The following is a 23693-nucleotide window of genomic DNA, read 5'->3' as shown; positions in this document are numbered from 1 at the left end:
CTTATCTCGCTCAAGCCTAAGGCCAGAAAAACATGAACCGCTCTCTTTACATCGCTGCAACCGGCATGAACGCGCAGCAATCGCAGATGGACGTGATCTCGAACAACCTCGCCAACGTCAGCACGAACGGCTTCAAGGGTTCGCGCGCGGTGTTCGAAGACTTGCTGTATCAGACCGTCCGCCAGCCGGGCGCGAATTCCACGCAAACCACGGAACTCGCCTCGGGTAGCCAGTTGGGTACGGGCGTGCAACAGGTCGCAACGGAACGTCTCTACACGCAGGGCGCGCTGTCGCAGACCGGCAACTCGAAGGACGTAGCCATCAACGGCAACGGCTTCTTCCAGGTGACCATGCCCGACGGAACCACGGCCTACACGCGCGACGGTTCGTTCCAGGCGAGCCCGACCGGCCAACTGGTGACATCGAGCGGATATCCGGTCTCGCCGGCCATCACGTTGCCGACGAACTACACGAGTCTAACCATCGGCTCGGACGGCACGGTCACGGTCACGCAACAAGGCAGTTCGGCTAACACCACGGTCGGGCAATTGCAGATCGCGACCTTTGCAAACCCCGCCGGTCTCGATGCAAAAGGCGAAAACCTGCTCTCCGAAACCAACGGTTCAGGCGTGCCGAACGTCACCACGCCGGGATTGAACGGCAGCGGCACGTTGCAACAGGGCTACGTGGAAGCATCGAATGTGAACGTGGTGCAGGAACTCGTGAACATGATCCAGACGCAGCGCGCCTACGAAATCAACAGCAAGGCCGTGACCACGTCGGACCAGATGCTGCAAACGCTCAGCCAGATGCAGGTTTAACGGGATCGAGCAGCCTCACGGCTCGATGCCTGATACGTATTTCCGAAGGATCACGAAGATGTCGCCCATTTCTTTCTCGTTTCGCCGCTTTGCAACCGTCGTGCTGGCGGGCGTTTTCGCCGCCACGCTCGGCGCGTGCGGGCTCGTGCCGAAAGAACCGATCACGCAGCAGCCGATGACCGCTCGGCCGCCCTTGCCGCCCGTGAACACGCAGTCGCCGGGCGCGATCTACAACGCCGGCTACGCTGGACGGCCGCTGTTCGAAGACCAGCGGCCGCGCAACACGGGCGACATCGTGACGATCGTGATCGCGGAAAACGTCAACGCGACGAAATCATCGGCGGCGAATGCAGCGCGCGGCAGCGCTGCGGCGTTTGCCGTGCCGACAACACCAGGCATCTTCGGCGGCCTTTTCAACAACACCAACCTTTCGGCCAGCGGTTCGCAGAAGTTCAACGGGTCGGGCGGCGCGAGCGCGGCCAACACGTTCAACGGCACGCTCACCGTGACCGTCACCGGCGTGCTGCCGAACGGCAACCTGGTCGTGAGCGGCGAAAAGCAGATGCTCATCAACCAGGGCAACGAATTCGTGCGCTTCTCCGGCGTGGTCAATCCCACGACCATCTCCGGCGCCAACACCGTCTTTTCGACGCAAGTCGCCGACGCGAAGATCGAGTATTCGGCGAAGGGTTATATCGATGAATCGCAAAACATGGGCTGGCTGCAGCGATTCTTCCTCAACGTGGCGCCCTTCTGATCATGAAATTCGCTCTCCGTTTTTGTTTTGGCGCGCTCGCCCTGGCTTTGGCCGCCGTGCTGCCGCAAGCGGCGCAAGCCGAACGCCTGAAGGACCTCGTCTCCTTTCAGGGCGTGCGTGACAATCAGCTGATCGGCTACGGCCTCGTTGTCGGCCTCGATGGAACCGGCGACCAGACATCGCAAACGCCGTTCACCACGCAAAGCTTGACCAACATGCTGGGCAATCTCGGCATCACGCTGAACCCGGCGACCACGCAGAACATGCAGCTGAAGAACGTCGCAGCCGTGATGGTCACCGCGGTTCTGCCGCCGTTCGCGCGGCCGGGCGAAGCAATCGATGTCACGGTTTCATCGCTGGGAAATGCCAAGAGCTTGCGCGGCGGCACGCTGCTGATGGCGCCGCTCAAAGGCGCTGACGGCCAGGTTTATGCCATGGCGCAGGGCAACGTGGTGATCGGCGGCGCGGGCGCGAGCGCGAACGGCAGCAAGGTCCAGGTCAACTCGCTGGGCGCGGGCCGGATTTCGGGCGGCGCGCTCGTTGAACGCGCGGTGCCGAGCAACTTCACGCAACCCGGCGGCACCATGCAGATGGAACTGCGCGACATGGACTTCGATAACGCGCAGAAGATCGTGGCGGCGGTGAACAACCAGTTCGGCATGGGCACGGCAGTCGCACTCGACGGCCGCACGATCCAGCTGCACGCTCCGACCGACCCGACGAGCCAGGTGTCGTTCATGGCGCAGCTCGAGAATATCGATGTCCGTCCGTCGCAAGCCGCCGCCAAGGTGATCCTGAACGCGCGCACGGGTTCTATCGTGATGAACCAGATGGTGACGTTGCAGAACTGCGCGGTCGCGCACGGCAATCTGTCGGTCGTGATCAACACGCAAACCGCCGTGAGCCAGCCGGGCGCGTTTTCGAACGGCCAGACGGTCGCCGCGCGGCAATCGAATATTCAGTTGAAGCAGGACTCGGGCGCGCTCAAGACGGTCGCGGCAAGCGCCACGCTCGCCGAAGTGGTGAAGGCGCTCAACGCGCTCGGCGCAACGCCGGCGGATCTTATCTCGATCCTCCAGTCGATGAAAGCAGCAGGCGCCTTGCGCGCCGACCTGGAAATCATATAAGGACAATCGCACATGAACGCGAACGGGACGGCAAACAGCACGCTGGCTTCACTGAGTGGCTCGGATACGAGCGGCGGCCTGAATTCTTTATCGAACCGGTTCGCGCTCGACGTGCAAGGTTTCGACGCCATGCGCGCCCAGGCCAACGCCTCGCCGCAGGCGGGTTTGAAGGCGGCGGCCAAGCAGTTCGACACGGTTTTCACGCAGATGATGCTCAAAAGCATGCGTGAAGCGACGCCGTCCGACAGCCCTTTCGATTCCCACGACACCGCCACCTTCACGTCCATGCTCGACCAGCAGATGGCGCAAAACATGGGCTCGAAGGGCATCGGCGTGGCCGACATGATGCTCAAGCAACTGATGCGCAACGCGGGCGCCGGATCGGCTTCGAGCCTCGACCCGACTGGCGCCAGCGGCGGTTCCGACAGCAGCGCGAACGCCGGCAACATTGCCGCGATGAACGCCATGGCGAAGGCCTACGCGAACGCGGCGGCATCGGGGACATCGAAGGACGCGTTGCAGGGCAAGGGCTACAGCGCCAACAGCGCGCTGGAACCGCCGGCACGCGGCGTGGGATCGGACAAGGTGGCGGGCTTCGTGGACCGGCTTGCAGCGCCCGCGCAGGCGGCCAGCGCGGCGACGGGAATTCCGGCGCGGTTCATCATCGGACAAGCGGCGCTGGAGTCCGGCTGGGGCAAGCGCGAAATCAAGAATGCCGATGGCAGCACGAGCCACAACGTGTTCGGCATCAAGGCAACGAGCGACTGGACAGGCAAGACCACCAACGCCGTGACGACCGAATACGTGAACGGCAAACCACAAAAAGTGGTGGAGAAGTTCCGCGCGTATGACTCGTACGAATCCGCGCTCACCGATTACGCCAGCGTGCTCAAGAGCAATCCGCGATACGCGCCGGTAGTCGAAGCATCGCGCGATGCCGCCGGTTTCGCGCACGGCATGCAGAAGGCCGGATACGCGACCGACCCGCAATACGCGAAGAAGCTGATTTCCATCATGAAGCACATTGCGTGACGAAGCGTGCACACTGGCGCGCGTTTTGCTGCAATTTTCCCGGTGGAACATTGGTAATACGAGTAATGTGTCAGAAGCGACGGGGCCAATGTCGCAATAGAAGACTAAGCCGGCCGGCGTCCCGTTCCCGCAAAATGTGTTGCGCGGGACGGACTGCCGGCCGAGCCGCATAGAAATGGGGCTGAGATCGAGTTTGTTTCTTTTCGTGCGATTTTGACGTTTTCGGTTGCGAAATAGGGGTTAATCAGGGGTAAAGACGGGTTTTTGGGAAATTTTTGCAGTCAGCCCTAAATAATCCATCCCTGTTGCCGCTAAATGGAACACCGAAGTGCCGGATCTAATGGTCCGGTTGGACGCCACCGGACTTGATAGCCGGGGCGGCACGAGCAAACGAACACGGCAAGCCCATGAACATGAACGAGTCGAACGGTTCCGACATCGCTGACGACGAGTCCGACCATCCCGATTTTGGCAGGCGGAATCCGCTGGAAATCGGTGTATCACTACGCAACCTCGTCAATCGAGGCGATTTCCTGACGGTCGAACATGGCGGCGGGCAGATCGTGACGCGCCTGCTCGACGTGAATCCTGCCGCGCAAACGTTCGTGTTCGACTGGGGCGCGGTTGCCGAAGAGAACACGGCTGTTCTCGCGACCGAAAACCTGATGTTCAGCGCGAGCCCGGATGGCGTGCGCGTGGAGTTCGCGACCGGCACGCCGCGTGAAATCGTTTTCGAAGGCAATCCGGCGTTCGAAGCGGACTTTCCTCCGGTGCTGTTCTACATGCAGCGGCGCGAGTATTTTCGCGTGGAAGCGCCGGTGCTCGATCCGTATATCTGCAGTGGCACGTTGCCAAGCGGCGAGCGTTTCCGGTTTGAAGTCAACGATCTGTCGCTGGGCGGCGTGGCGCTGCGGACCATGGACGAACGCGTGGCCGCGCTGGAAGTCGGCGTGATCCTGAAAGACGTGGAACTGCATTTCAGCAACCCGGGCAAGGTCGTGCTCGACGTGCAACTCATGTCGAACCGGCAAATCATCAACGCGAAAGGCGACCGGCGTTATACGCTGGGCTTCAAGTTCATGAGCCTGCCGGGATCGGCGGAAAACACTTTGCAGCGCTTGATCACGCAGCTCGAGATGAAACGGCGTTCGCTCGCGCGTTGAATCTGCGCGCTGAGTTTGCATACGAGCCCGTGGTCATGCCGCGGGCTTTTTTATCGGCGCGGGGTTTGTTCCTGTTGCGTCGCTTCATCGCGTTACGTCGTTCCCGTAACGTCGCGGGTTTATCTGGCTCCATCCGCTGAATTAGCCCCCAATTGCCCCGCTGCTTCACGGATTGCATCCGGTCGCGCCGATGAATAATCCGGACAAGGCGCAGTGCGCTTGCGGCGTGGGACGTCGGCGATAAAAAGCCGCTTGTACCTCAACTTTTATCCATATCGGCCGATAAACATCAGTGTCGCCACGTGGCGAGCCGGGGCTCATGCCTTTACCAGGATTCCTTGCATGTCCAGCAACCTATTCGATATTGGCGTGAGCGGTCTCAATGCAGCCCAGTGGGGACTGACGACGACCGGCCAGAACATCAGCAACGCGGCGACGCCGGGCTATACGCTCGAGCGCCCCGTGTATCAGGAATCGTCCGGGCAATACACGGCATCGGGATTTGCCGGACAAGGCGTGACGACAGCAACCGTCACGCGTTCCTATAGCGATTTCCTGACCAAACAGCTGAACAGCAGCCAGTCGAACAGCAGTTCGCTGAACACGTATTACTCGATGCTGTCGCAGCTGAACAACCTCGTTGGCGATCCGACCACGGGTATCGGCGCGGGAATCACGAGCTATTTCACGGGCTTGCAGTCGGTCGCGAACAGCCCCGGAACCACGGCCACGCGGCAAACGCTGATGAGCAGCGCGCAATCGCTCTCCGACCAGATGAACGCCGCCGCCACGACGTACAACCAGTTGCGCGATGGCGTGAACCAGTCGCTGCAAAGCGCGGTGTCGCAGGTGAACACCTACGCCAAGCAGATCGCCGATCTCAACGTGCAGATTGCCACGGCGAGTTCGGCCGGCCAGCCGCCGAACCAGTTGCTCGACCAGCGCGATCTCGCGGTATCGAATTTGAGCCAGCTCGTGAGCGTCCAGGTCAACACGAACAACAGCGGCTACAACGTATCGTTTGGCAACGGCCAGCCGTTGGTTGCCGGCAGCAGTTCGTACCAGTTGACGACGGCGCCTTCGCCATCGGATCCGAGCGAATTGTCGATTGCGTACGCCTCGGCCGACGGTTCCACGCAAACCGCCAAACAAACCCAATACTTGCCGGACTCCATGTTCAGCGGCGGCGGCACTATCGGCGGCTTGCTCGATTTTCGCAGCCAGTCGCTCGATCCGGCGCAGGCCAAGCTCGGTGCCATCGCGACCAGCTTCGCCACGCAACTGAACAACCAGAACGAACTCGGCGTCGACCTGAATGGCAACCCCGGCGGTGCGTTGTTCTCGACCGGCAGCCCGACCGTCTACGCCAACTCGCGCAACGCCGGCACCGCGGCGCTGAACGTTTCCATTGCCGACGGCACGCAGCCGCCGACCGGCGATTATTCGCTCGGCTTCGACGGCTCGAACTACACGCTCACCGACCGTTCTTCGGGCGCGGTCGTCGGCCAGTTTGCAAGCCCCGCGACGAGCGGCACGATTGCGGGCATGAACATATCGATTGCAAGCGGATCGATGACAAAAGGCGATTCGTTCACCATCCTGCCAACGCGCGGTTCCCTCGATAACTTTTCCCTCAGCAACTCGAATGCGTCGGCGATTGCCGCGGCTTCGCCGGCTGTGGCTTCGGCGGGAACGGGTAACACGGGCACGGGCAAGATCTCGGCGGCGACGGTCACGGCGGGATACACGATGCCGACCGACATCAAGCTGACCTACAACTCGACCAGCGGCACCATGACGTCGAACGTGGCGATCACGTTGCCGGACAGCACCGTGGTCCCGGCCGGCACCGCGTTCCCGTACGACCCTACGAAGGGCCTCACCGTCTCCAACGGCACGGGCGTGAGCGCGACCGTCAACGGCACGCCTTCGACGGGCGACAGCTTCACCATCGCCGTGAACAAAGGCGGCACGAGCGACGGCAGCAACGCGCTCGCCATGGCGAACCTCGGCACCGCGAAGTCGATGAACGGCGGCACCGACACCTTGACGAGCTCATACGCGAACTTCGTCAACCAGATCGGCAACCAGACGAACGCGCTGAAGGCGTCGAGCACGTCGGCGACCGCGGTGCTTAACCAGGCGACGTCGGCGCAACAGGCGGTATCGGGCGTGAACCTGAACGAGGAAGCCGCCAACCTGATCCAGTACCAGCAGCTTTATCAGGCCAACAGCAAGGTTATCCAGACGGCTTCGTCGCTGTTCCAGACACTGCTCGGCATCTTCAACTGAGGTTTTCACGATGCGTATTTCCAGCTCGCAGTACTTCACGATGAACGTCGCGACGATGAGCGACCAGCAAGCGTCGCTCGCCGCGCAGTACGCGCAGATTTCGTCGGGCAAGAGAATCCAGAGCGCGTCCGACGATCCCCTCGGCGCCGCGCAAGCCGTGCAGCTGAGCAGCCAGTCCGCCACGCTTTCTCAGTACAGCACCAACCAGACGGCTGCACTGACCTCGTTGCAGCAGGAAGACGCAACGCTGACGAGCATTGGCAACGTGGTGCAGAGCATTCAGACGCTCGTGAACCGTTCGGGCAGCGGCGCGCTCAACGATACCGACCGTGCGTCCATCGCGACCCAGTTGCAGGGTTATCGCGACAACCTGATGACGCTCAGCAATTCCACCGACGCCAACGGCAACTACATCTTTTCGGGCTTCAAGGGCACCACGCAGCCGTTCACGGACAATGCATCGGGCACGGGCGCGACCTACGCCGGCGACAACGGCCAGCGCCAGGTGCAAATTTCCGATGGCCGTTCCATCAACGTAGCCGACAACGGCGCGACCGTTTTCCAAAGTGTGTCGCCGAATGAAAGCGTGCCGGTTTCATCGTCGGCGGCGGCCAACACGGGTACTGGCACGATAGGCCCGGTCAACGTCAGCAACCGGGGCGACGCGGGCAATGCATCGACTTACACGATCGCGTTCGCGACCACCGGCACCGGCGCCACGGCCACCACGACTTACACGGTCACGGACCAGAGCGGCGCCGTGGTCACGCCCGCGACGCCGTATGTGGCAAAGCAGGACATTGCGCTGGGTGGCGGAGAGAAAGTGGCGATCGACGGTGCGCCGGCCGACGGCGACAAGTTCACGGTCGCGCCGGCCAACACCGGCAATGCCTCCGATACCGACATCTTCTCGACGCTGGATTCGCTGATCAGCGCGCTGAAGCAGCCGACCTCGGGCAATCCGACCGCGCAGGCGACGTTGCAGAACGCGCTGACCACGGGCGGCACGAAGGTCAACAACATGTACAACAACGTGCTGACGACGCAGGCATCGGTTGGCGGCCGCGAGCAGGAAGTCACCGCAACGCAGACGGCGATGCAGACGACGTCGACGCAAACCGCCAGTTCATTGCAGGACCTGACGAGCATTAATCTGGTCAGTTCGATCAGCCAATACGAGTTGACGCAGAATGCGCTTCAAGGCGCGCAGCAGGCGTTTGCGCAGATTCAGAAGATGTCGCTGTTCCAGTACATCAGCAGTTGATTCAAGGCAGGGATTACGGGGAATGATGGGGGTAGTTGGAAGTGTTTCGGGCCGCCTTTCGAGGCGGCCCTTTTTATTTGTTTGGCGTGATGCGGGGAATGGAAGGGTTATTCGCCGCATATTGTGCGGAGATTAGGCGAGTTATTCACCGCACAATCTGCGGCAAATACGTCCTTTTGCGAAAGGCGCGTCCGGGTTCCCAGGCGACTAAAGCGCAGCCGCCACCCGTCCCATCTGGCCGATGCCGTTCTCGAATATGCGTTGAAAGAACGGAATCAGGTTGGGGATCATCAGCTGTATGAGCAAAAGTCCCACGAGCATCGTGACGGGGAAACCCACCTGAAAAATCCCGATCTGCGGCGCCGCGCGATTCAGGATCCCGAGCGCCAGGCTCGCAATCAACAACGCGGCCACCACCGGCAGCGACAACAACAATCCCGTCGAGAACACGCTCATGCCGTAGCTCGCAACGGTCTGCCAGCCGCGCGCATGCGTCACCGCGCCGAGCACGTTCGCGCTCACAGGCACGCTTTCAAACGTCTGCACGAGTGCGCTGATCATTTGCAGATGACCATCGAAAACGAGAAAAGCGAGGAACGCGATGGTATTCAGATACCGCGATATCACCACCGAATTGCCGCCCTGACGCGGGTCGTAGAGCATCGCGAAACCCAGGCCCATCTGCTGGCCGATAAACTCACCGGCGGCATCGATAGTCGCAAATGCAATCTGCATGGTCACACCGAGCGCCGCGCCGACCATGAACTGGTTGATGAGGATGAGCACGCCATCGGCGGAAAAAACGGTGACCTGGGGGACTGCGCCGATCGTCGGCGCCACGATCAGCGAGATGAACGCCGCGAGCCCGACCTTGACGCGCACCGGAATCGCCATGTGGCTCAATAACGGCGCGGTCGCGATCAGCGCAAGAATCCGCGTGAACGGCCAGAGAAACGATGTCAGCCAGACATTGAGCTGCGCATACGTGACCGAAAACATCGGTTGCGTCAGCCCGTGATTGCGGGCGTGATGGTGAACACGTGGCGCATGTAGTCGAGCAGCGTTTCCATCATCCACGGGCCGGCAATCACGAGCGTGACGGCGACCGCGAGCAGCTTCGGAATGAACGAGAGCGTGCTTTCGTTGATCTGCGTGGCGGCCTGGAAGAGGCTCACCACAAGGCCTACGACCAGCGCGACGAGCAACAGCGGAGCCGCGAGCAACAGCGCCACGTACATGGCCTGATGCGCGATCGACATGACGGATTCGGGGGTCATCGTGTGTATCTCTGTGCTTTGAAGGCTTACGAAACGAAGCTCTGCGCGAGCGAACCAATCAGCAATTGCCAGCCGTCGACGAGCACGAACAGCATCAGCTTGAACGGCAGCGAAATGGTCGTCGGCGACACCATCATCATCCCCATGGACATCAGCACGCTCGCCACGACCATGTCGATGATCAGAAACGGAATGAAAATGGTGAAGCCGATCTGGAAGCCGGTTTTCAGTTCGCTCGTCACAAACGATGGCACCAGCAGCGAAAGCGGTACGTCTTCCGGGCCGTTCATCGGCGGGGCCTTGGAGATCTTGGCGAAGAGCGCGAGATCCGCTTCGCGCGTCTGGCGGATCATGAACTGCTTGAACGGCGTGACGCCGCGCGTGACCGCCTGGTCCATCGTGATCGTGCCGTCGGAGAAGGGCTTGTACGCGTCGTTATAAGCGCGGTCGAGCACCGGCGACATCACGAACAACGATAAAAACAGCGCCAGCCCGACCAATACCTGATTGGGCGGCGTGCTGGTCGTGCCGAGCGCCTGACGCAACAGCGACAACACAATGATGATGCGCGTGAAGCTCGTCATCATCAGCACCATTGCCGGCAGGAACGACAGCATGGTGAGCAGCAGCATCGTCTGGACGCTGAGCGAATACGTCGTGCCGCCGTTCGGACCCGGGCTGGTGTTGAAGGCCGGCAAACCCGCCGTGCTTTGTGCAAAGGCCGCGTAGGGAAGAGCGGCCATGAGAACTGGCAGCGCCAGCTTCGCGCATCGTGTTGCTGAAAACCGAACCTGCATTACTTGCTCCCGCCCGCGAATTTTTGCAGACGTCTGGTCGCTTCACCGGCGAGGGCATCGCGAAAACGCTGACCGAAATTGCCTTGCAGTCCGCTCGACTCAGGCGCTGTTCCCGCGTCCACGCCGTCGAGTTCCGCCGATCCCGCCGGCATGGTGTGCAGCAATCGCACGTTGCCGGGCGCGGCGCCGAGCACGAGCCATGTATCGCCGATTTCCACCACCGATACCCGTTCCTTGTTCCCAAGCGACGCACCGCCGATCACCTTCACCAGCCCCGTGCGCTTCGTTCCCGCCACGCCGAACTTGCGTGCAAGCCACGCGCAACCGAACACGAACGCAATGACGATCGCCAGTCCGAGCAGCGTCTGCAGCACGGCGCCGAAACCGAGCGACGGCACCGCCGTTCCCGCGCCCACGCCCGACGCAATCTGCGCGGCGTGATTCACGGCGTTCATATCGGCGGCGTGCGCTGAAAATGCTGAGACAAGCGCCGGGAAGGCAACGGCAATACGTTTCATCGATTCAACTTCCTGATGCGTTCCGACGGCGTGATGATGTCGGTCAGGCGGATACCGAACTTGTCGTTCACGACCACCACTTCGCCCTGCGCGATGAGGCAGCCGTTGACGAGCACGTCCATCGGTTCGCCGGCGAGGCCGTCGAGTTCCACCACCGACCCTTGCGCCAGTTGCAGCAAGTTGCGGATCGCGATCTTCGTGCGCCCGAGTTCCACCGTCATCTGCACGGGGATATCGAGAATCATGTCGATGTCGTTGCGCGTTGCCGGCGCCGCGACTTTCGACAAAGGCTGGAACACGCCCGCCGACGAAGCCGCCGCCGGCGTCTCATTGCCGTTCTGTTCTGCCAGGGCGCTCGCCCAGTCGTCCATGCCGAAATCCGCGCTTTTCAGCGGGTCGGACGGCAGCGTGCCTGGTTCGGTTACATCACTCATATCCACCTTCCTTCATCGTGTCGGTTGCGCTGATCATCTTCTGGACCCGCAACGCGTATTGACCATTGAAAACGCCGTAGCCGCATTCCATCACCGGCACGCCATCCACTTTTGCCGTGACATGTTCGGGTACGTTGAGCGGCAGGACGTCGCCGGCGCGCATGTTGAGAATCTGTTCGAACGTCGTGCCCACTTGCGCGAGATCGACCGTGAGTTCCACCTCGGCGGACTGGACTTGCTGCGATAAAACGCGAATCCAGCGCCGGTCGACTTCGAGCGCTTCGCCTTGTATGGGCGATGACAGCACGTCGCGGATTGGTTCGATCATCGAATACGGCATGCAGATGTGGAGCGTGCCGCCCGTCGATCCGAACTCGATGGAAAACTGCGTCACGATCACAATCTCGTTCGGCGTGGCGACGTTTGCGAATTGCGTGTGCATTTCCGAGCGCACGAATTCGAAGTTGAGCGAGCGCACGCTTTTCCACGACGCCGCGTACTGCTCGAACACGAGGTTGAGCAGCTTGCTGATGATCCGGTGCTCGGTCTGCGTGAACTCACGTCCTTCCACGCGGGTATGGAACCGGCCGTCGCCGCCGAAAAGGTTATCGACGACGAAAAACACCAGGTTCGGATCGAACACGAACAGCGACGTGCCGCGCAAGGGCTTCACGTGGACGAGGTTCAGGTTCGTCGGGATCGGCAGGTTGCGGGTGAATTCGCTGTACTTCTGCACCTTCACCGGACCAACCGAAATTTCCGCCGAACGCCGCATGAAGTTGAAGATGCCCACGCGCAAGAGACGCGCGAAGCGGTCGTTGATGATTTCCAGGCCCGGCATCCGGCCCCGGACGATACGTTCCTGCGTCGCGAGGTTGTAGGGGCGGACGCCTTGATAGCGTGTTTCGTCGGCAATGGTGTCGACTTCCCCGGTGACGCCCTTGAGCAGGGCATCGACCTCCTCCTGCGACATGAACTCTTCGTGGCCCATGAGTGTTCCTCGGTGTGCGGGTCTAAGCGCGTGACGGCGTAAGGGCGTTACTGGACCACGATTTCCGTGAACAGCACTTCCTGCACATGCGCCGGTTCTTCCGGCGAGCCGCCATACGTATTGACCGTGGTCAGCAGTTCTTTGGCAAGCGTGCGTTTTCCATCGATACCCGCCAGGTCCTCCGGATGTTTCGCGGAGAGCAGCATCAGGATGTGGCTGCGCACTTCCGGCATGCGTTCGACGAGCGCGGCTTGCGCCTTTTCGTTCGGTAGCTTCAGCGTGAGGCCGATGCGCAGGTAATGCATGCCGTCGTCGGATTGCAGGTTGACGGTCATGGAATCGAGCGGATAGAACACGGGCGGCAACGCGGGCGCGGGTTTCGCCGGTTCGTGCGATGCGGTTTTATGCAGCCAGAAGTACGCGCCTGCGCCGCCTGCGCCGAGCAGGACGATTGCGCCCACCGCGATCACGAGGATGCGTTTGAGCTTGCCGGTTTTAGCCGGCGCGACGGGTTGCTGTGCTGTTGCTGTGGTTGCCATGTTTGCGAGCCTCTTTCTGTAGCCTGAATTGTTGGCGAAAGTGGGCGTGCGCGATGGGTCGAACAGAAGGGGTTATTAGGGCTAACTCGGGAGTTTGCGCAAAGAGGAGGGTTTCACGTTTGCGATGCCCGCAGACCGGCGGACGTGAAAAAGCCGCGCGGCGGTGAGGCTCGCGCGGCTTGTTCCGTGGCGTGTTCGTGGTTTGTTCGTGGCGTGTGAAGCGGCTTAAGCGAACGTATCCACCAAACCAACCTGACGGCGCAGCGGCATGCTGACGGTGCTCGCGGTATCGCCCACTGCACCGATCCCGCCGCCCTGACCCGAACCGCCCCACGACGACGACCTTCCGCCACCATCCTGCTGCCCCGAACTCGCCTGCTTCCCGGCGAAGCCATCGCTGACGCTCGTGCTGCCCAAACCAATGCCATTCGCCTGCATCGCTTCACGCAGCGTCGGCAACGCAGCTTCAACGGCCGCGCGAACCTGCGCATGGTCCGACACAAACAGCGCATGCGCGTGATTCCCCGCGACCTGCAGCACCACTTGCAGCGGCCCGAGATCCTTCGGGTTCAACGTCAACTCGGCGCTCTGCTGATGCGCATTCGATAAAAACACGACCTTCTGGCTGAACGCATCGTCCCAACCACTCGATCCAACGTGCGGCGCAATCGCCGCGCTATCGGCTGCGGTCGCAGCACCTTGCAAGGTCGCGCCGCCCGTCGCCGCCGATGCCGCCTGTTGCACGCTCGCGTTCGCGGTGGCGTCGGCGTTTGCGGCGCTTGCCTTGTATGCGGCGCTGCCGTCGGCGGGCTGGGTGAGCGCGGCGAGCGCGGCTGCATCGGCTTGCTGCGTGGCGGCCGCGCCGCCGGGTTGCGTCAGCGCCGCGTTACCCTGCGTTTTGCCATCGGCGGTGACGCCGAGCGGCGCGTCGCGGCCGGCTTTCGTGCCCGTCGTCGTGCCTGTCGGCGTGCCGTTGTTCATGTTGCCGGCGTGCGCTGCGCTCATCGCGGCGGCGGCTGCATTGAGCGGCGTGGCCGGCGTTTGCACATTCGCCGCCGCCGTCAGCGACGCCTGCAGCGCGTCGGCCGCGGCCTTTGCATCGGCGGCTTTGGCGGGCGTGGGCGTGTTGCTTGCGTCGGTGCTATCGGTCGATGTCGCGTCCGCAGTCGCCGATGCCGCCGCGTCATCCAGATCCGCCGGCGTCCTGGCCGCGCCGTTGGCGGCGCGCGCTTTCAAAATCGCGGCTTTTTCTGCGGCAGCGGCTGCAATAGCCTCGGGCGTGCCGGGCGCAGCTTTGGTGGCGCTGGCAGTTTTATCCGCCGAAGCAGGCTTGTCAGCTGCCGATGAAGCCGTCTGATCCGCCGCCGCGCCTTGATCTGCGTCGCTCACCGATTTATCTTGATCAGTTGAATCCGTGGCATCGGCTTTCGACGCGTCGTGAACGCTGCCACGTGCTGCTGCGGCCTTCGCGGCGGCTTTATCGGCTTGAGCGCGTTCCTGCACTTTAGCCTGAGCCGCTTCGCGCTCATTGGCCTTGGCAGTAATGTTGTGCAGCGTGGATCCAAACGATGCCGCCGCTTCATCGCGAGCGGACGCGGCCGCTGCGCTACGTGAAACAGACGATACGCTCGATAAACCCAGCAGCGCGCTGGCGGAATTTACTGACGACATGAGTGACCTCTTGTATCTTGTGCGAGATAAAACCGCGATAAACCTTTAAGCCCGTTCGGCCCGCATCCGCAGGATCTTGGCCGAGTGCTCATCCGAATCACGCTGTTCGATCCGCGCGTCCTGTTTGGCCTGCACGGCGTCCGCGCGTGCGGCCAGAACCTGATACGAACCCAGCTTCTGCTTTTTCTGCTGCCATTCCGGCTTCGCTGCCTCGAGCCGTGCGGTCGCGGCCATGAGCAAGTTGCGTTGCTGGTTGATGGCGGAATCGAGCGTATCCACGAATGCCTGGAAGTTGCGCAAGGTCTGCGCGGTCGTACCTTCTTGCGCCGATGCCGTGAAGCGCGCGTGATATTCATCGCGATACGTCACGAGCGAATTCAACTGCGTCTCCACTTCGTTGCGTTCCTGCTGCAGCTTGCCGAGCTTTTTGGTCGCGGCTTCGAGTTCTTCTTCTGCGAGGTTGATCAGGGTATTGATCGGCAGATGCTTGGACATGGAGGTCTAATTCCTGATTATCTTTATCGTGTTGTTACGCGAACAGCTCGTCGAGTTTGGCCAGACTCGGCTCGAACATGGCTTGCTCGCGAAATCCCTGCTGCAAAAACGCTTCAATGCGCGGATACAACGCAATCGCCCGGTCCAGCAGCGCATCCCGTCCGCTGGAATACGCGCCCACGTTGATCAGGTCCCGGTTGCGCTGATAACGCGACAACATCTGCTTGAACAGACGCACGCGATCCAGATGTTTATCGTCGATCAGCGCCGTCATTGCGCGGCTGATCGATGCCTCGATATCAATGGCCGGATAATGCCCCGCTTCGGCCAGGGAACGCGACAACACAATATGTCCGTCGAGAATCGCGCGCGCGGAATCGGCGATAGGATCTTGCTGATCGTCCCCTTCCGTCAAGACCGTATAAAACGCCGTGATCGATCCGCCGCCTTCCGGCCCGTTGCCGGTGCGCTCCACGAGCGCCGGCAACTTGGCGAACACCGAGGGCGGATAGCCTTTCGTGGCGGGCGGTTCGCCGATGGCCAGGGCAATTTCGCGCTGGGCCATGGCGTAGCGCGTGAGCGAATCCATCAGCAGCAGTACGTGTTTGCCCTGATCGCGGAAATACTCGGCGAGCGAGGTTGCATATGTTGCGCCCTGCATACGGAGGATCGGCGAAACGTCGGCGGGCGCTGCAACCACGACAGAGCGCGCAAGTCCGTCCTCGCCCAGAATCTGTTCGATGAACTCCTTCACTTCGCGGCCACGTTCGCCAATCAGCCCGATCACGATGACTTCAGCGCTGGTGTAGCGCGCCATCGTGCCGAGCAGCACGGATTTACCCACGCCCGAACCCGCGAACAAGCCCATGCGCTGGCCGCGTCCAACAGTCAGCAGCGAGTTGATGGCGCGCACGCCGACGTCGAGAACTTTGTGGATCGGTTCGCGATTCAACGGGTTGATGGTCGGCGCGGACAACGGCGCGTCGCGTTTTGCGCCGAGCGGGCCGAGGCCGTCGAGCGGCCGGCCGGAGGCATCGACTACGCGGCCGAGCATTTCCCAGCCGACCGGCAGGCGCTTGGCGCCGGCCATCGGATCATTGATCGGCGCGCTTTCCAGCGGATAAACCCGCGCGCCGGGCAGCAATCCGGACACTTCGGTGGTCGGCATGAGGAACAGCTTGTCGCCGGAAAAGCCGACGACTTCGGCTTCAGCCATTGGAATGGAACTGCCGGCGGGCAACTCGATCATGCATTCCGATCCCACGCCGAGCTTCAATCCCACGGCTTCCAGCACGAGGCCGGCCGCACGCGTCAACCGGCCGCACGCGTGCAACGGCTTCGAAATCTGGCTGCGCGCCTTGCTGGCTTCGAGCTGGGCGCGCCATCCATCGAGATGCGGATTGTTGACCATCTCCGCCAATTCCACGATGGTCTGCGCCGCCATGTCTTCCAGTGTCGGCTCGGGCGTGACGTCGGGATCGGCGAGTGGTCCGAACGATGCCCGCGCGAGTTCCTGCTCGAGTTCGCTTAAGCCTTCCTGCGTCACGCGGCGCGCTGCGCTCGCGGTGTTATGAGTTTGCGTTACCACGGTTGCGACCTCCCGAGCGCCGCCGCGACGCGCTCCCAGCGCGTTGCATTGGTTGCATCGATTTCACCGCTTGCCGCGTGCGCCTTGCAGCCGCCGCGCTCGATGTCCGGATCAGTGCGGAACGTCCATCCGGCCGCTTGCAATTCTTCCAGCAAATATGCTTCGACAATCGGCAGATCCGACGGGTTCACGATCAGGTACGGCGCGCCGGAAAGCGCCGGTTCAGCCGCGATCACTGATCGCGCAACGGCGAGCACCGCGGTCGGATCGAGCGTCAAATGCTGCGATACGACTTGCTGCGCAATATCCAGCGCCAGCGCGGTAAGCGCGTCGGCGACCACGGCGTCGGCGGCTTGCAGGGCGGTCTTGAAGGCATCGGCCATCGATGCAAGCCGCGCCGCTTCGGAACGGGCATCCATGCGGCCTTCTTCTTCGCCCTTCGCGTAACCCTGGTCGTAGCCGGCCTGATAACCCATCGCCTGGCCGGCGACGTGCCCTTGCGCCAGACCTTGCGCATGCGCTTCGTCGCGGACTCGGCGAAGATGCTTTTCGAGCGCGGCGTGATCGGCGGCGGATCGATCCACCGGAACCGGATCGAACGATGCCATTTCCCAGCGTTGATACGCGGACATGCGCCCTTTCTTTTCGGCGTCGGTCGCGTGAGCCTGCTTCGCGGCTTCTGCTGCGTCAGACATATGCGTCCTCGGCCTTGCCGCCTAACTGGATCTGGCCGCTTTCGGCGAGATTGCGCACGACTTGCAGGATCTTGCGTTGCTGCGTTTCCACTTCCGACAAACGCACCGGACCGCGCGAATCGAGGTCTTCCGCGAGCAATTCGGCTGCGCGCTGCGACATGTTCGCGAGGAACTTCTGGCGCAGCGGCGGTTGTGCGCCTTTCAGCGAAACAATCAGCGTTTCCGATTCCACTTCCTTCAGCAGCATCTGGATGGCGCGGTCTTCGAGGTCCATCAGGTTCTCGAACACGAACATCTGGTCGATGATCTTCTGCGCCAGTTCCGCATCGAATTCCTTCACGTTTTCGATCACGGATTCTTCGTGCGCCGTCGACATGAAGTTGAGGATTTCCGCCGCCGTGCGAATGCCGCCCATCGGCGCGCGCTTGAGGTTGTCGCTGCCGGAAAGCAAGGTGGTGAGCACGTCGTCGAGTTCGCGCAGCGCGGCGGGCTGAATGCCGTCGAGCGTGGCGATTCGCAACAGCACGTCGTTGCGCAGGCGTTCGGTCAGAAGCGCCACGATTTCCGATGCCTGATCGCGGTCCAGATGCACGAGAATCGTCGCGATGATCTGCGGATGTTCGTTCTTGATCAGCTCGGCGACCGCGGCCGAATCCATCCACTTCAAGCCCTCGATACCGCTCGTGTCGCTGCCCTGCAAGATCCGGTCGATCAGCGCCCCGGCCTTGTTCTCGCCGAGCGCCTTGGTCAGCACCGTGCGGATGTATTCGCTCGAGTCGAGCGACAGCGCCGTGTGCTGTTCGGCTTCGTGCACGAACTCGGTCATCACGTTGTCGAGTTGCTCGCGCGTCACATTCTTCAACTGCGCCATGGTCGCGCCGATCTTCTGGACTTCGCGCGGTCCCAGGTACTTGAAGACTTCCGCTGCCTCGGATTCACCGATCGACATCAGCAGGAGCGCGGCTTTATTGAGGCCTTCAGCGTTCATCGGACACCCAGTTCTTGACGACCGTCGCGACGATTCTCGGGTCCTGGCGCGCGATCATCCGCGCGTAGTCGAGATTGCGTTCGAACTTGGCCTTGTTGCTTTCGTTGCCGAGCAAGCTGACTTCGGCATCCTTTTCTTCATCGATAGCGCTCTTCGGCATGGACGGACCATCGAGCAGCGACAGTTCGTCCGGTGCGCCAAGCGCGGGCGGCGGGGGCGGCGGCGGGAAAGCGCGGCGCAGCGCCGGCTTCACCATCGAGAAATACAGGAACATCGCCACCAGACCAATACCCGCGTACTTCGCCAGCTGGATGCCGCGCGCGATCATGTCCGGCGTGCGCCACCAGGGCACATCGGGGATCACGTTCGTATCCACCAGGAAGGTGCTGTTCACCACGTTGACCGAGTCGCCGCGCTTTTCGTCGTAGCCCATTGCGTCTTTCACGAGCTGCTGGACTTGCGCGAGCTTGTCGGCGGGAAGCGGTTGCATGGTGACGATGCCTTTCGCGTCCACCTGTTTCTGGTAATTCACGACCACCGCGACGGACAGGCGCTTGATGCCGCCCACCGGCTGCTCGTAGTGGCGCACGGTGCGGTCGACTTCGTAATTGGTCGTGGTGTCCTTGCGCAAATTCACCGGCGCGGCTTTTGCGCCGTCGACGCCGCTCGCGGCTGCATCGATAGGCGCCGATGCCGCTGCCGGCGGCTGGTTCGACAACGCGCCGGGCACGCCGCCCACGCTCGCGCCGCCGCCTTCCTTCGATTCACTCGATTGCTGGCTGCGGATCGCGGTGTTTTGCGGATTCGCGTTCGGGCCGTAGCTTTCCGCGGTTTGTTCCAGCTTCGAAAAGTCGATATCCGCGCTCACCTGCGAATGGGCGTTACCCGCGCCGAACAACGGCGCCAGGATTGCATCGATACGCGATTGCGTATTGCGTTCGATCTGCTGCACGTATTTGAGCTGCGACGCGTCGAGGCCGTTCGGCCCGCTGCTTTGCTGCGTAAGAAGGTTGCCGTCCTGATCGACGATGGTCACGTTCTTCACCGGCATATCCGCCACGCCCGAGCTGACCATGTGCTGGATCGCGAGCGTCTGCGCTTCGTCGAGCGCGCGGCCGGGATAGAGATTCAGCATGACCGACGCCGTCGGCAATTCCTTTTCGCGCACGAACACGGTCGGCTTCGGAATGGCGAGATGCACGCGGGCTTCGCGGACCGAGGATATCGACGCGATGGTCTTTTCCAGTTCACCTTCGAGCGCGCGCTGATAGTTGACCTGCTCGGCGAACTGGCTGATGCCGAATTTCTGGTTGTCCATCAGTTCGAAGCCGACCGAACCGTTCTTGGGCAATCCCTGCGATGCCAGCCGCAAGCGCGTTTCGTGCACGGATTCGCTCGGAACCAGGATCGCGCCGCCCGATTCGGCGATCTTGTAGGGAATATTTCCCTGCTGCAGCGCGGCGACGATTGCTCCGCCGTCACGATCCGACAGATTGCTGAACAGGACCCGGTAATCCGGCTGACGCGACCACATCACCAGCCCGGCAACCACTGCGGCCAGCACGGCGACGGCGATGATCAGCGGCATGCGCGGGTTGTTGCGGAACTGGTTGAGCATCGGCATGCGGCCGCCGAGGCTGCCGCTGAAGTCGGAACTGCCGGCAAAACCGGCGCCGCCCGAACCTGCCGCGATCGATCCGGCCGCCGGCTGCGCGCCGGCCAGACCCATGCGGGCGTCCGGGTTGATCAGGTTATTGGTGGAATCCATGCGTCGAAGCTCTCCGAATCTTGCGTTTTCCGCGAGGTGTCCGGCTGACGCCGGGCGCAATCGCAGACTCTTTCATGAGAGGAATTATCCGTAAGGACGAGTAAGTCGATTGAGCGAACAGAAGCCGGTTTTGGCGCTCTTTCCCGGCTTTGCAAAACCGCGCCGCTGCTAGACTTTTTCGTAATCGGTCAGGCCGTATGGCGAACCGCCCAGGCTCCGGCGCAGACGCCAGCCTTAGGCCCGGGACAGGCCCCGGTTCGATATGTCCCAGCAACACCGCCCACCATACGTTGCCGCCGGTTACCTTATTTGAGAGTTTGATTACCGCTTGATCCTTCTGGAGTCACCATGAATGCATCCATCAGCCCGCTGAGTTCGGCGCTCCAGCAACTTCAGTCCATGGCCACGCAGGCCGCCGGCGGCGCGGGCAATGTCGCGGGCGGCGCGGTCGTGCCGGAATCGGGGGCGGCGAGCGCGGGCAGTTTTGCGGATGCGCTGAAATCGTCCATCGACAACATCAGCAGCGCCCAGAAGAGCGCAATGAGCGAAGCGCACGCGTTCGAAATCGGTGCGCCGAACGTGTCGCTGAACGACGTCATGGTGGACATGCAAAAAGCCAATGTCGGCCTGCAATTCGGGCTGCAGGTGCGCAACAAGCTCGTGTCCGCCTACAACGACATCATGAACATCTCGGTCTGAGACTGGTCGTGAACGCCGGCTTGCGACCGTTGCACTTTCCGGAATCCGTTGTGACGCAAAGCCTTCCTAAAGCTTTCGCCGCTTTCTCCGATAACCCTAAGTAACAGCACGGCAAACAGTCAGACAAATAAGCGGTCTCGATCGTAAAGCCGGCATCGGTTCATCACGTTTCTGCAGTCAGCGCGCGCAGAAGCCGAATTTGGAGAAGTCGGATGTTTTCCCAGGGACATGCGGGAGCCAACGCGTACGCACGCGTCGGCGTGCAAACCGGAGTGATGGGCGCCAGTCCGCACAGACTCGTGGTCATGCTGTATCAGGGCGCGCGCCAGGCTATCGCCCAGGCGCGGATGCACTTGCAGCAGGGCAACATCGCGGCGCGCGGAGAAGCGATCACGAAGGCGATCGGCATTATAGAAAGCGGTTTGCAGCAGGCCCTGAACAAGGAAGCCGGCGGCGAAATCGCGGCGCGGCTGGACGCGCTCTATACCTATATGTCGCACCGCCTTCTGCAAGCGAACCTGCAGCAAAGCGAACCGATACTGGTTGAAGTCGATGGCTTGTTGGCAACTCTGGAAGATGCCTGGATCGCAATCGCGCCCGACGCAGCAAGAATGGCTGCGGCGTGACATTACGAAATATGTCCGCACATAATGAAAACGACACAAGAATATTTCTCTCATTACGAAGCGATAGCAGAACTTTCCGCGCGCATGCTGGCCGCCGCGAGAGGTGGAGACTGGAGTGAGTTGAAGATCATGCAGGGGGCGTATCGCGAGTTGATCGACGGTTTGCGGGAAGTCGATGCCGCGTCCCAGCTCGACGACACCGCGCGCGCCCGCAAGTTCGAGCTGGTGCGCCGGATTCTCGCCGACGACGCCGCCATTCGCGATTTGAGCGCACCCAGCCTTGCGCGTTTATCGGCGCTGTTCACGGTGAACAGGCCCGCGCGAGTTTTGAAAAAGATGATCGGGCTGCGATAAACACGTTTCTTGTGGTTCACGTGTTTGCAGCCCGCCGAAAACCGGTGACGGGCTGATCCGATTGTCGATCGCTTGACCGGTTACCCGAGGAAACCGGCATGCCTGGCCTGGACACCGCGATCGCTGCGCTTATCGCCAGCCGCACTGACATGCTGTTATCGGCGCTCCTTCCGCAAGGTGGATCGACCTCGGGCGCGACGGCGCAGACCAGCACGTCGCAACTTCTCGTCGATAACCCGGCGTTTGCGGTTCCCGCTCCGGCAAACGCCGCGAATACGCCGCCGCCCGCTTCCGCACAAACCGCGCTCAGCAATGTCGCGCGCACGCTCGACGCCATTTCCCGGTTCGGCGGCCAGAACACGCCGCCAATGACAAGCAACGCTCCGTTGTGGCCAACCGCGCCGCGCCCGCTGCTTGCCGCGAGCGCGTTCGCCACGTTGTCCGGTTCCTTGTTCGATACCCACGCAGCTTCGGCTTCGGCGTATTCCACGGCGCCTTCGACCGCTTCGAGTGCTTCAACCGCCACCGCTGCCACCGCCGCGGTCAGTCAAGCCGCGCAGGTTTTGCCGGCCGACGCGCTGGCGTCCGTGCTGGCGAAAACCGTGAGCGAAAGCGGGCTTTTCTACGAAAGCCACATCGCGCAATGGCTTGCCGGGCAACGCACGCTCGCGTCGCTGAACAATGAACCGCAAGCGCGCGCGGATAACCTGACGGCGCCGCTTCCGTTCGATACACCGCAACCGCAGCCCGATCTGCCGGCGGAAGTGTGGATCGATGAATCCCTGCTGCCGCCGACTTTTTCCGCCGATCCGCCCGATCCGATGAACCCCGTGCGCCTCGTTCCCATGCCGCTCACGCCGCAGCAGGCGGCGGCGCTGGCGGCTTCGGTGCGCGCTGTGCCGCCGAACGTGTTCTCGCCTCCGGGCATGAAGCCGGGCGCAGGATCCGCATCTGCCGCAGCCGATGAAAACACTCACGATCCCGCCGTGCAGGCGTCGATCAACGCGGGCATCCATCCATCGACTATCCCATTGGTTCGCCAGCAACTCGATCTGCTCGCCACCCATCAGTTTCGCTGGTCCGGCGAAGCGTGGCCCGGCGCGAAGTTCGACTGGGAGATCGAGCCGCGAGAACGCCGCGCGCACGATGGCGCCGCGAACCCGACGTTTGGCGATGAACGCGCCTGGCACACACGCGTCACATTGGCGCTGCCGACGCTCGGCAACGTCGACGCAAACCTGGTGCTCACCGGGCAGCAATTGCTGGTGAAGCTGAACGCGAGCGCGGACGGCGCGATCCTGCTTGCCCGCGATGGCGAGCATTTCCAGCAGCAACTCGAAGCCGCGGGCTTGCGGCTCGCCGGTATCACCATCCGCGCGATGGACCCGCTGGCCGAATCGACGGGCGCCGTGTCACCGGACATTGATACGCCGCCATCCGGCGCGGAGAGCGCGGCATGACGCAGCCAAACGATGCGCGCAAGCAAGCCACCGCGCTCACCTACGACACGAAGAAACCCGATGCCGCGCCGCGCGTGGTCGCAAAGGGTTACGGTCTCGTCGCCGAGATGATCGTGCAGCGCGCGAAGGACGCGGGTTTGTACGTGCACGAATCGCCGGATATGGTGTCGCTGCTGATGCAGGTCGATCTCGATGCCCGCATTCCGCCCGCGTTATATCAGGCCGTGGCGGAACTGCTGGCGTGGTTCTACAGGCTGGAAAACGGGCTTGAAGAAGTGCCGGCGCCGGAAGTCGCGCCGGTCGCCGGGATGCCGAAAAGATAGCGGTGCATTCGAAA

The 23693-nt window shown here is 62.1% G+C and carries 25 protein-coding genes; 12 read left to right on the top strand and 13 right to left on the bottom strand.

Features of this window, described 5'->3' with window-relative positions:
• The first annotated feature begins 32 nt into the window (after positions 1-32).
• The 7 genes from flgG (at position 33) to flgL (ending at position 8456) form a co-directional block, all read left to right on the top strand.
• On the top strand, positions 33-821 hold the full coding sequence (gene flgG / locus ASG35_RS10825) for a flagellar basal-body rod protein FlgG (protein ID WP_056356425.1): 789 nt from the start codon (positions 33-35) through the stop codon (positions 819-821).
• A gap of 58 nt (positions 822-879) precedes the next feature.
• Entirely contained in the window at positions 880-1578 is a 699-nt protein-coding gene (locus ASG35_RS10820) for a flagellar basal body L-ring protein FlgH (protein WP_056356450.1), read from the top strand.
• Between the two features lie 2 nt (positions 1579-1580).
• Positions 1581-2705, top strand: a complete 1125-nt coding sequence (locus tag ASG35_RS10815) for a flagellar basal body P-ring protein FlgI (protein ID WP_056356423.1) — start codon at positions 1581-1583, stop codon at positions 2703-2705.
• Between the two features lie 12 nt (positions 2706-2717).
• Positions 2718-3737 carry a flagellar assembly peptidoglycan hydrolase FlgJ gene (flgJ, locus tag ASG35_RS10810; RefSeq protein WP_082508317.1) on the top strand — a complete coding sequence of 340 codons (1020 nt, stop codon included), beginning with the start codon at positions 2718-2720 and terminating at the stop codon, positions 3735-3737.
• 407 nt (positions 3738-4144) lie between these two features.
• Positions 4145-4900, top strand: coding sequence for a flagellar brake protein (locus tag ASG35_RS10805; protein ID WP_056356420.1), 756 nt, complete (start codon positions 4145-4147; stop codon positions 4898-4900).
• A gap of 342 nt (positions 4901-5242) precedes the next feature.
• Positions 5243-7192: a flagellar hook-associated protein FlgK gene (gene flgK / locus ASG35_RS10800; protein WP_056356418.1), complete on the top strand. Its 1950-nt coding sequence runs from the start codon at positions 5243-5245 to the stop codon at positions 7190-7192.
• 10 nt (positions 7193-7202) lie between these two features.
• A complete protein-coding gene (gene flgL, locus ASG35_RS10795; protein WP_056356416.1) occupies positions 7203-8456 on the top strand; it encodes a flagellar hook-associated protein FlgL in 1254 nt (417 codons plus the stop codon).
• A gap of 207 nt (positions 8457-8663) precedes the next feature.
• Here flgL and fliR read toward each other — a convergent pair whose 3' ends face one another.
• From fliR to fliF, 13 genes are all read right to left on the bottom strand, one after another.
• The gene (fliR, locus tag ASG35_RS10790; RefSeq protein ID WP_056356414.1) at positions 8664-9455 is read right to left on the bottom strand and encodes a flagellar biosynthetic protein FliR; all 792 of its coding nucleotides are present in this window, start codon (positions 9453-9455) and stop codon (positions 8664-8666) included.
• Positions 9456-9463: 8 nt separating this feature from the next.
• The gene (gene fliQ / locus ASG35_RS10785) at positions 9464-9733 is read right to left on the bottom strand and encodes a flagellar biosynthesis protein FliQ (protein WP_056356411.1); all 270 of its coding nucleotides are present in this window, start codon (positions 9731-9733) and stop codon (positions 9464-9466) included.
• A 26-nt stretch (positions 9734-9759) separates the two neighbouring features.
• Positions 9760-10530 carry a flagellar type III secretion system pore protein FliP gene (gene fliP, locus ASG35_RS10780; protein WP_056356409.1) on the bottom strand — a complete coding sequence of 257 codons (771 nt, stop codon included), beginning with the start codon at positions 10528-10530 and terminating at the stop codon, positions 9760-9762.
• On the bottom strand, positions 10530-11048 hold the full coding sequence (gene fliO / locus ASG35_RS10775) for a flagellar biosynthetic protein FliO (protein ID WP_056356407.1): 519 nt from the start codon (positions 11046-11048) through the stop codon (positions 10530-10532). Before fliO ends, fliP begins: the two co-directional genes overlap by 1 nt.
• The gene (gene fliN, locus ASG35_RS10770; RefSeq protein ID WP_056356405.1) at positions 11045-11482 is read right to left on the bottom strand and encodes a flagellar motor switch protein FliN; all 438 of its coding nucleotides are present in this window, start codon (positions 11480-11482) and stop codon (positions 11045-11047) included. Before fliN ends, fliO begins: the two co-directional genes overlap by 4 nt.
• A complete protein-coding gene (gene fliM, locus ASG35_RS10765) occupies positions 11475-12473 on the bottom strand; it encodes a flagellar motor switch protein FliM (RefSeq protein WP_056356403.1) in 999 nt (332 codons plus the stop codon). The genes fliN and fliM overlap by 8 nt, the downstream gene beginning before the upstream one ends.
• Positions 12474-12520: 47 nt before the next feature.
• On the bottom strand, positions 12521-13012 hold the full coding sequence (fliL, locus tag ASG35_RS10760) for a flagellar basal body-associated protein FliL (RefSeq protein ID WP_056356402.1): 492 nt from the start codon (positions 13010-13012) through the stop codon (positions 12521-12523).
• Positions 13013-13237: 225 nt separating this feature from the next.
• Entirely contained in the window at positions 13238-14683 is a 1446-nt protein-coding gene (locus ASG35_RS10755; RefSeq protein WP_056356400.1) for a flagellar hook-length control protein FliK, read from the bottom strand.
• A gap of 45 nt (positions 14684-14728) precedes the next feature.
• The gene (gene fliJ / locus ASG35_RS10750) at positions 14729-15178 is read right to left on the bottom strand and encodes a flagellar export protein FliJ (RefSeq protein WP_056356397.1); all 450 of its coding nucleotides are present in this window, start codon (positions 15176-15178) and stop codon (positions 14729-14731) included.
• A 34-nt stretch (positions 15179-15212) separates the two neighbouring features.
• Positions 15213-16766: a flagellar protein export ATPase FliI gene (gene fliI, locus ASG35_RS10745; RefSeq protein WP_056356395.1), complete on the bottom strand. Its 1554-nt coding sequence runs from the start codon at positions 16764-16766 to the stop codon at positions 15213-15215.
• Positions 16760-17461: a flagellar assembly protein FliH gene (gene fliH, locus ASG35_RS10740; RefSeq protein ID WP_056356392.1), complete on the bottom strand. Its 702-nt coding sequence runs from the start codon at positions 17459-17461 to the stop codon at positions 16760-16762. Before fliH ends, fliI begins: the two co-directional genes overlap by 7 nt.
• Positions 17454-18449 (bottom strand): flagellar motor switch protein FliG, encoded by a 996-nt coding sequence (gene fliG, locus ASG35_RS10735; protein WP_056356390.1) that lies wholly within the window; start codon positions 18447-18449, stop codon positions 17454-17456. Before fliG ends, fliH begins: the two co-directional genes overlap by 8 nt.
• Complete coding sequence (gene fliF, locus ASG35_RS10730; RefSeq protein ID WP_056356387.1) at positions 18439-20217, bottom strand: flagellar basal-body MS-ring/collar protein FliF; 1779 nt, start codon at positions 20215-20217, stop codon at positions 18439-18441. The genes fliG and fliF overlap by 11 nt, the downstream gene beginning before the upstream one ends.
• Before the next feature lie 348 nt (positions 20218-20565).
• Here fliF and fliE point away from each other — a divergent pair, with 348 nt between their 5' ends.
• From fliE to ASG35_RS10705, 5 genes are all read left to right on the top strand, one after another.
• On the top strand, positions 20566-20916 hold the full coding sequence (gene fliE, locus ASG35_RS10725) for a flagellar hook-basal body complex protein FliE (RefSeq protein WP_056356385.1): 351 nt from the start codon (positions 20566-20568) through the stop codon (positions 20914-20916).
• 212 nt (positions 20917-21128) lie between these two features.
• Positions 21129-21542 (top strand): flagellar export chaperone FliS, encoded by a 414-nt coding sequence (gene fliS, locus ASG35_RS10720; protein WP_056356383.1) that lies wholly within the window; start codon positions 21129-21131, stop codon positions 21540-21542.
• A 24-nt stretch (positions 21543-21566) separates the two neighbouring features.
• Complete coding sequence (locus ASG35_RS10715) at positions 21567-21896, top strand: flagellar protein FliT (RefSeq protein WP_056356382.1); 330 nt, start codon at positions 21567-21569, stop codon at positions 21894-21896.
• A 98-nt stretch (positions 21897-21994) separates the two neighbouring features.
• On the top strand, positions 21995-23356 hold the full coding sequence (gene fliK / locus ASG35_RS10710) for a flagellar hook-length control protein FliK (RefSeq protein WP_056356381.1): 1362 nt from the start codon (positions 21995-21997) through the stop codon (positions 23354-23356).
• Entirely contained in the window at positions 23353-23679 is a 327-nt protein-coding gene (locus ASG35_RS10705; RefSeq protein WP_056356379.1) for an EscU/YscU/HrcU family type III secretion system export apparatus switch protein, read from the top strand. The genes fliK and ASG35_RS10705 overlap by 4 nt, the downstream gene beginning before the upstream one ends.
• The last annotated feature ends 14 nt before the right edge of the window (positions 23680-23693 follow it).

This window comes from Burkholderia sp. Leaf177, assembly GCF_001424345.1.
Classification (GTDB): Bacteria; Pseudomonadota; Gammaproteobacteria; order Burkholderiales; family Burkholderiaceae; genus Caballeronia.
This window is presented reverse-complemented; position numbering and strand designations above follow the sequence as displayed.

Coding starts and splice junctions, on each gene's coding strand:
- fliO (WP_056356407.1), bottom strand. CDS start 11,048: ATGAAACGTATTGCCGTTGCCTTCCCGGCGCTTGTCTCAGCATTTTCA.
- flgK (WP_056356418.1), top strand. CDS start 5,243: ATGTCCAGCAACCTATTCGATATTGGCGTGAGCGGTCTCAATGCAGCC.
- flgL (WP_056356416.1), top strand. CDS start 7,203: ATGCGTATTTCCAGCTCGCAGTACTTCACGATGAACGTCGCGACGATG.
- fliJ (WP_056356397.1), bottom strand. CDS start 15,178: ATGTCCAAGCATCTGCCGATCAATACCCTGATCAACCTCGCAGAAGAA.
- fliR (WP_056356414.1), bottom strand. CDS start 9,455: ATGTTTTCGGTCACGTATGCGCAGCTCAATGTCTGGCTGACATCGTTT.
- ASG35_RS10815 (WP_056356423.1), top strand. CDS start 1,581: ATGAAATTCGCTCTCCGTTTTTGTTTTGGCGCGCTCGCCCTGGCTTTG.
- fliF (WP_056356387.1), bottom strand. CDS start 20,217: ATGGATTCCACCAATAACCTGATCAACCCGGACGCCCGCATGGGTCTG.
- fliG (WP_056356390.1), bottom strand. CDS start 18,449: ATGAACGCTGAAGGCCTCAATAAAGCCGCGCTCCTGCTGATGTCGATC.
- ASG35_RS10715 (WP_056356382.1), top strand. CDS start 21,567: ATGAAAACGACACAAGAATATTTCTCTCATTACGAAGCGATAGCAGAA.
- fliQ (WP_056356411.1), bottom strand. CDS start 9,733: ATGACCCCCGAATCCGTCATGTCGATCGCGCATCAGGCCATGTACGTG.
- ASG35_RS10805 (WP_056356420.1), top strand. CDS start 4,145: ATGAACATGAACGAGTCGAACGGTTCCGACATCGCTGACGACGAGTCC.
- fliN (WP_056356405.1), bottom strand. CDS start 11,482: ATGAGTGATGTAACCGAACCAGGCACGCTGCCGTCCGACCCGCTGAAA.
- flgG (WP_056356425.1), top strand. CDS start 33: ATGAACCGCTCTCTTTACATCGCTGCAACCGGCATGAACGCGCAGCAA.
- fliM (WP_056356403.1), bottom strand. CDS start 12,473: ATGGGCCACGAAGAGTTCATGTCGCAGGAGGAGGTCGATGCCCTGCTC.
- fliP (WP_056356409.1), bottom strand. CDS start 10,530: ATGCAGGTTCGGTTTTCAGCAACACGATGCGCGAAGCTGGCGCTGCCA.
- flgJ (WP_082508317.1), top strand. CDS start 2,718: ATGAACGCGAACGGGACGGCAAACAGCACGCTGGCTTCACTGAGTGGC.
- ASG35_RS10705 (WP_056356379.1), top strand. CDS start 23,353: ATGACGCAGCCAAACGATGCGCGCAAGCAAGCCACCGCGCTCACCTAC.
- fliE (WP_056356385.1), top strand. CDS start 20,566: ATGAATGCATCCATCAGCCCGCTGAGTTCGGCGCTCCAGCAACTTCAG.
- ASG35_RS10820 (WP_056356450.1), top strand. CDS start 880: ATGTCGCCCATTTCTTTCTCGTTTCGCCGCTTTGCAACCGTCGTGCTG.
- fliH (WP_056356392.1), bottom strand. CDS start 17,461: ATGTCTGACGCAGCAGAAGCCGCGAAGCAGGCTCACGCGACCGACGCC.
- fliK (WP_056356381.1), top strand. CDS start 21,995: ATGCCTGGCCTGGACACCGCGATCGCTGCGCTTATCGCCAGCCGCACT.
- fliL (WP_056356402.1), bottom strand. CDS start 13,012: ATGGCAACCACAGCAACAGCACAGCAACCCGTCGCGCCGGCTAAAACC.
- ASG35_RS10755 (WP_056356400.1), bottom strand. CDS start 14,683: ATGTCGTCAGTAAATTCCGCCAGCGCGCTGCTGGGTTTATCGAGCGTA.
- fliS (WP_056356383.1), top strand. CDS start 21,129: ATGTTTTCCCAGGGACATGCGGGAGCCAACGCGTACGCACGCGTCGGC.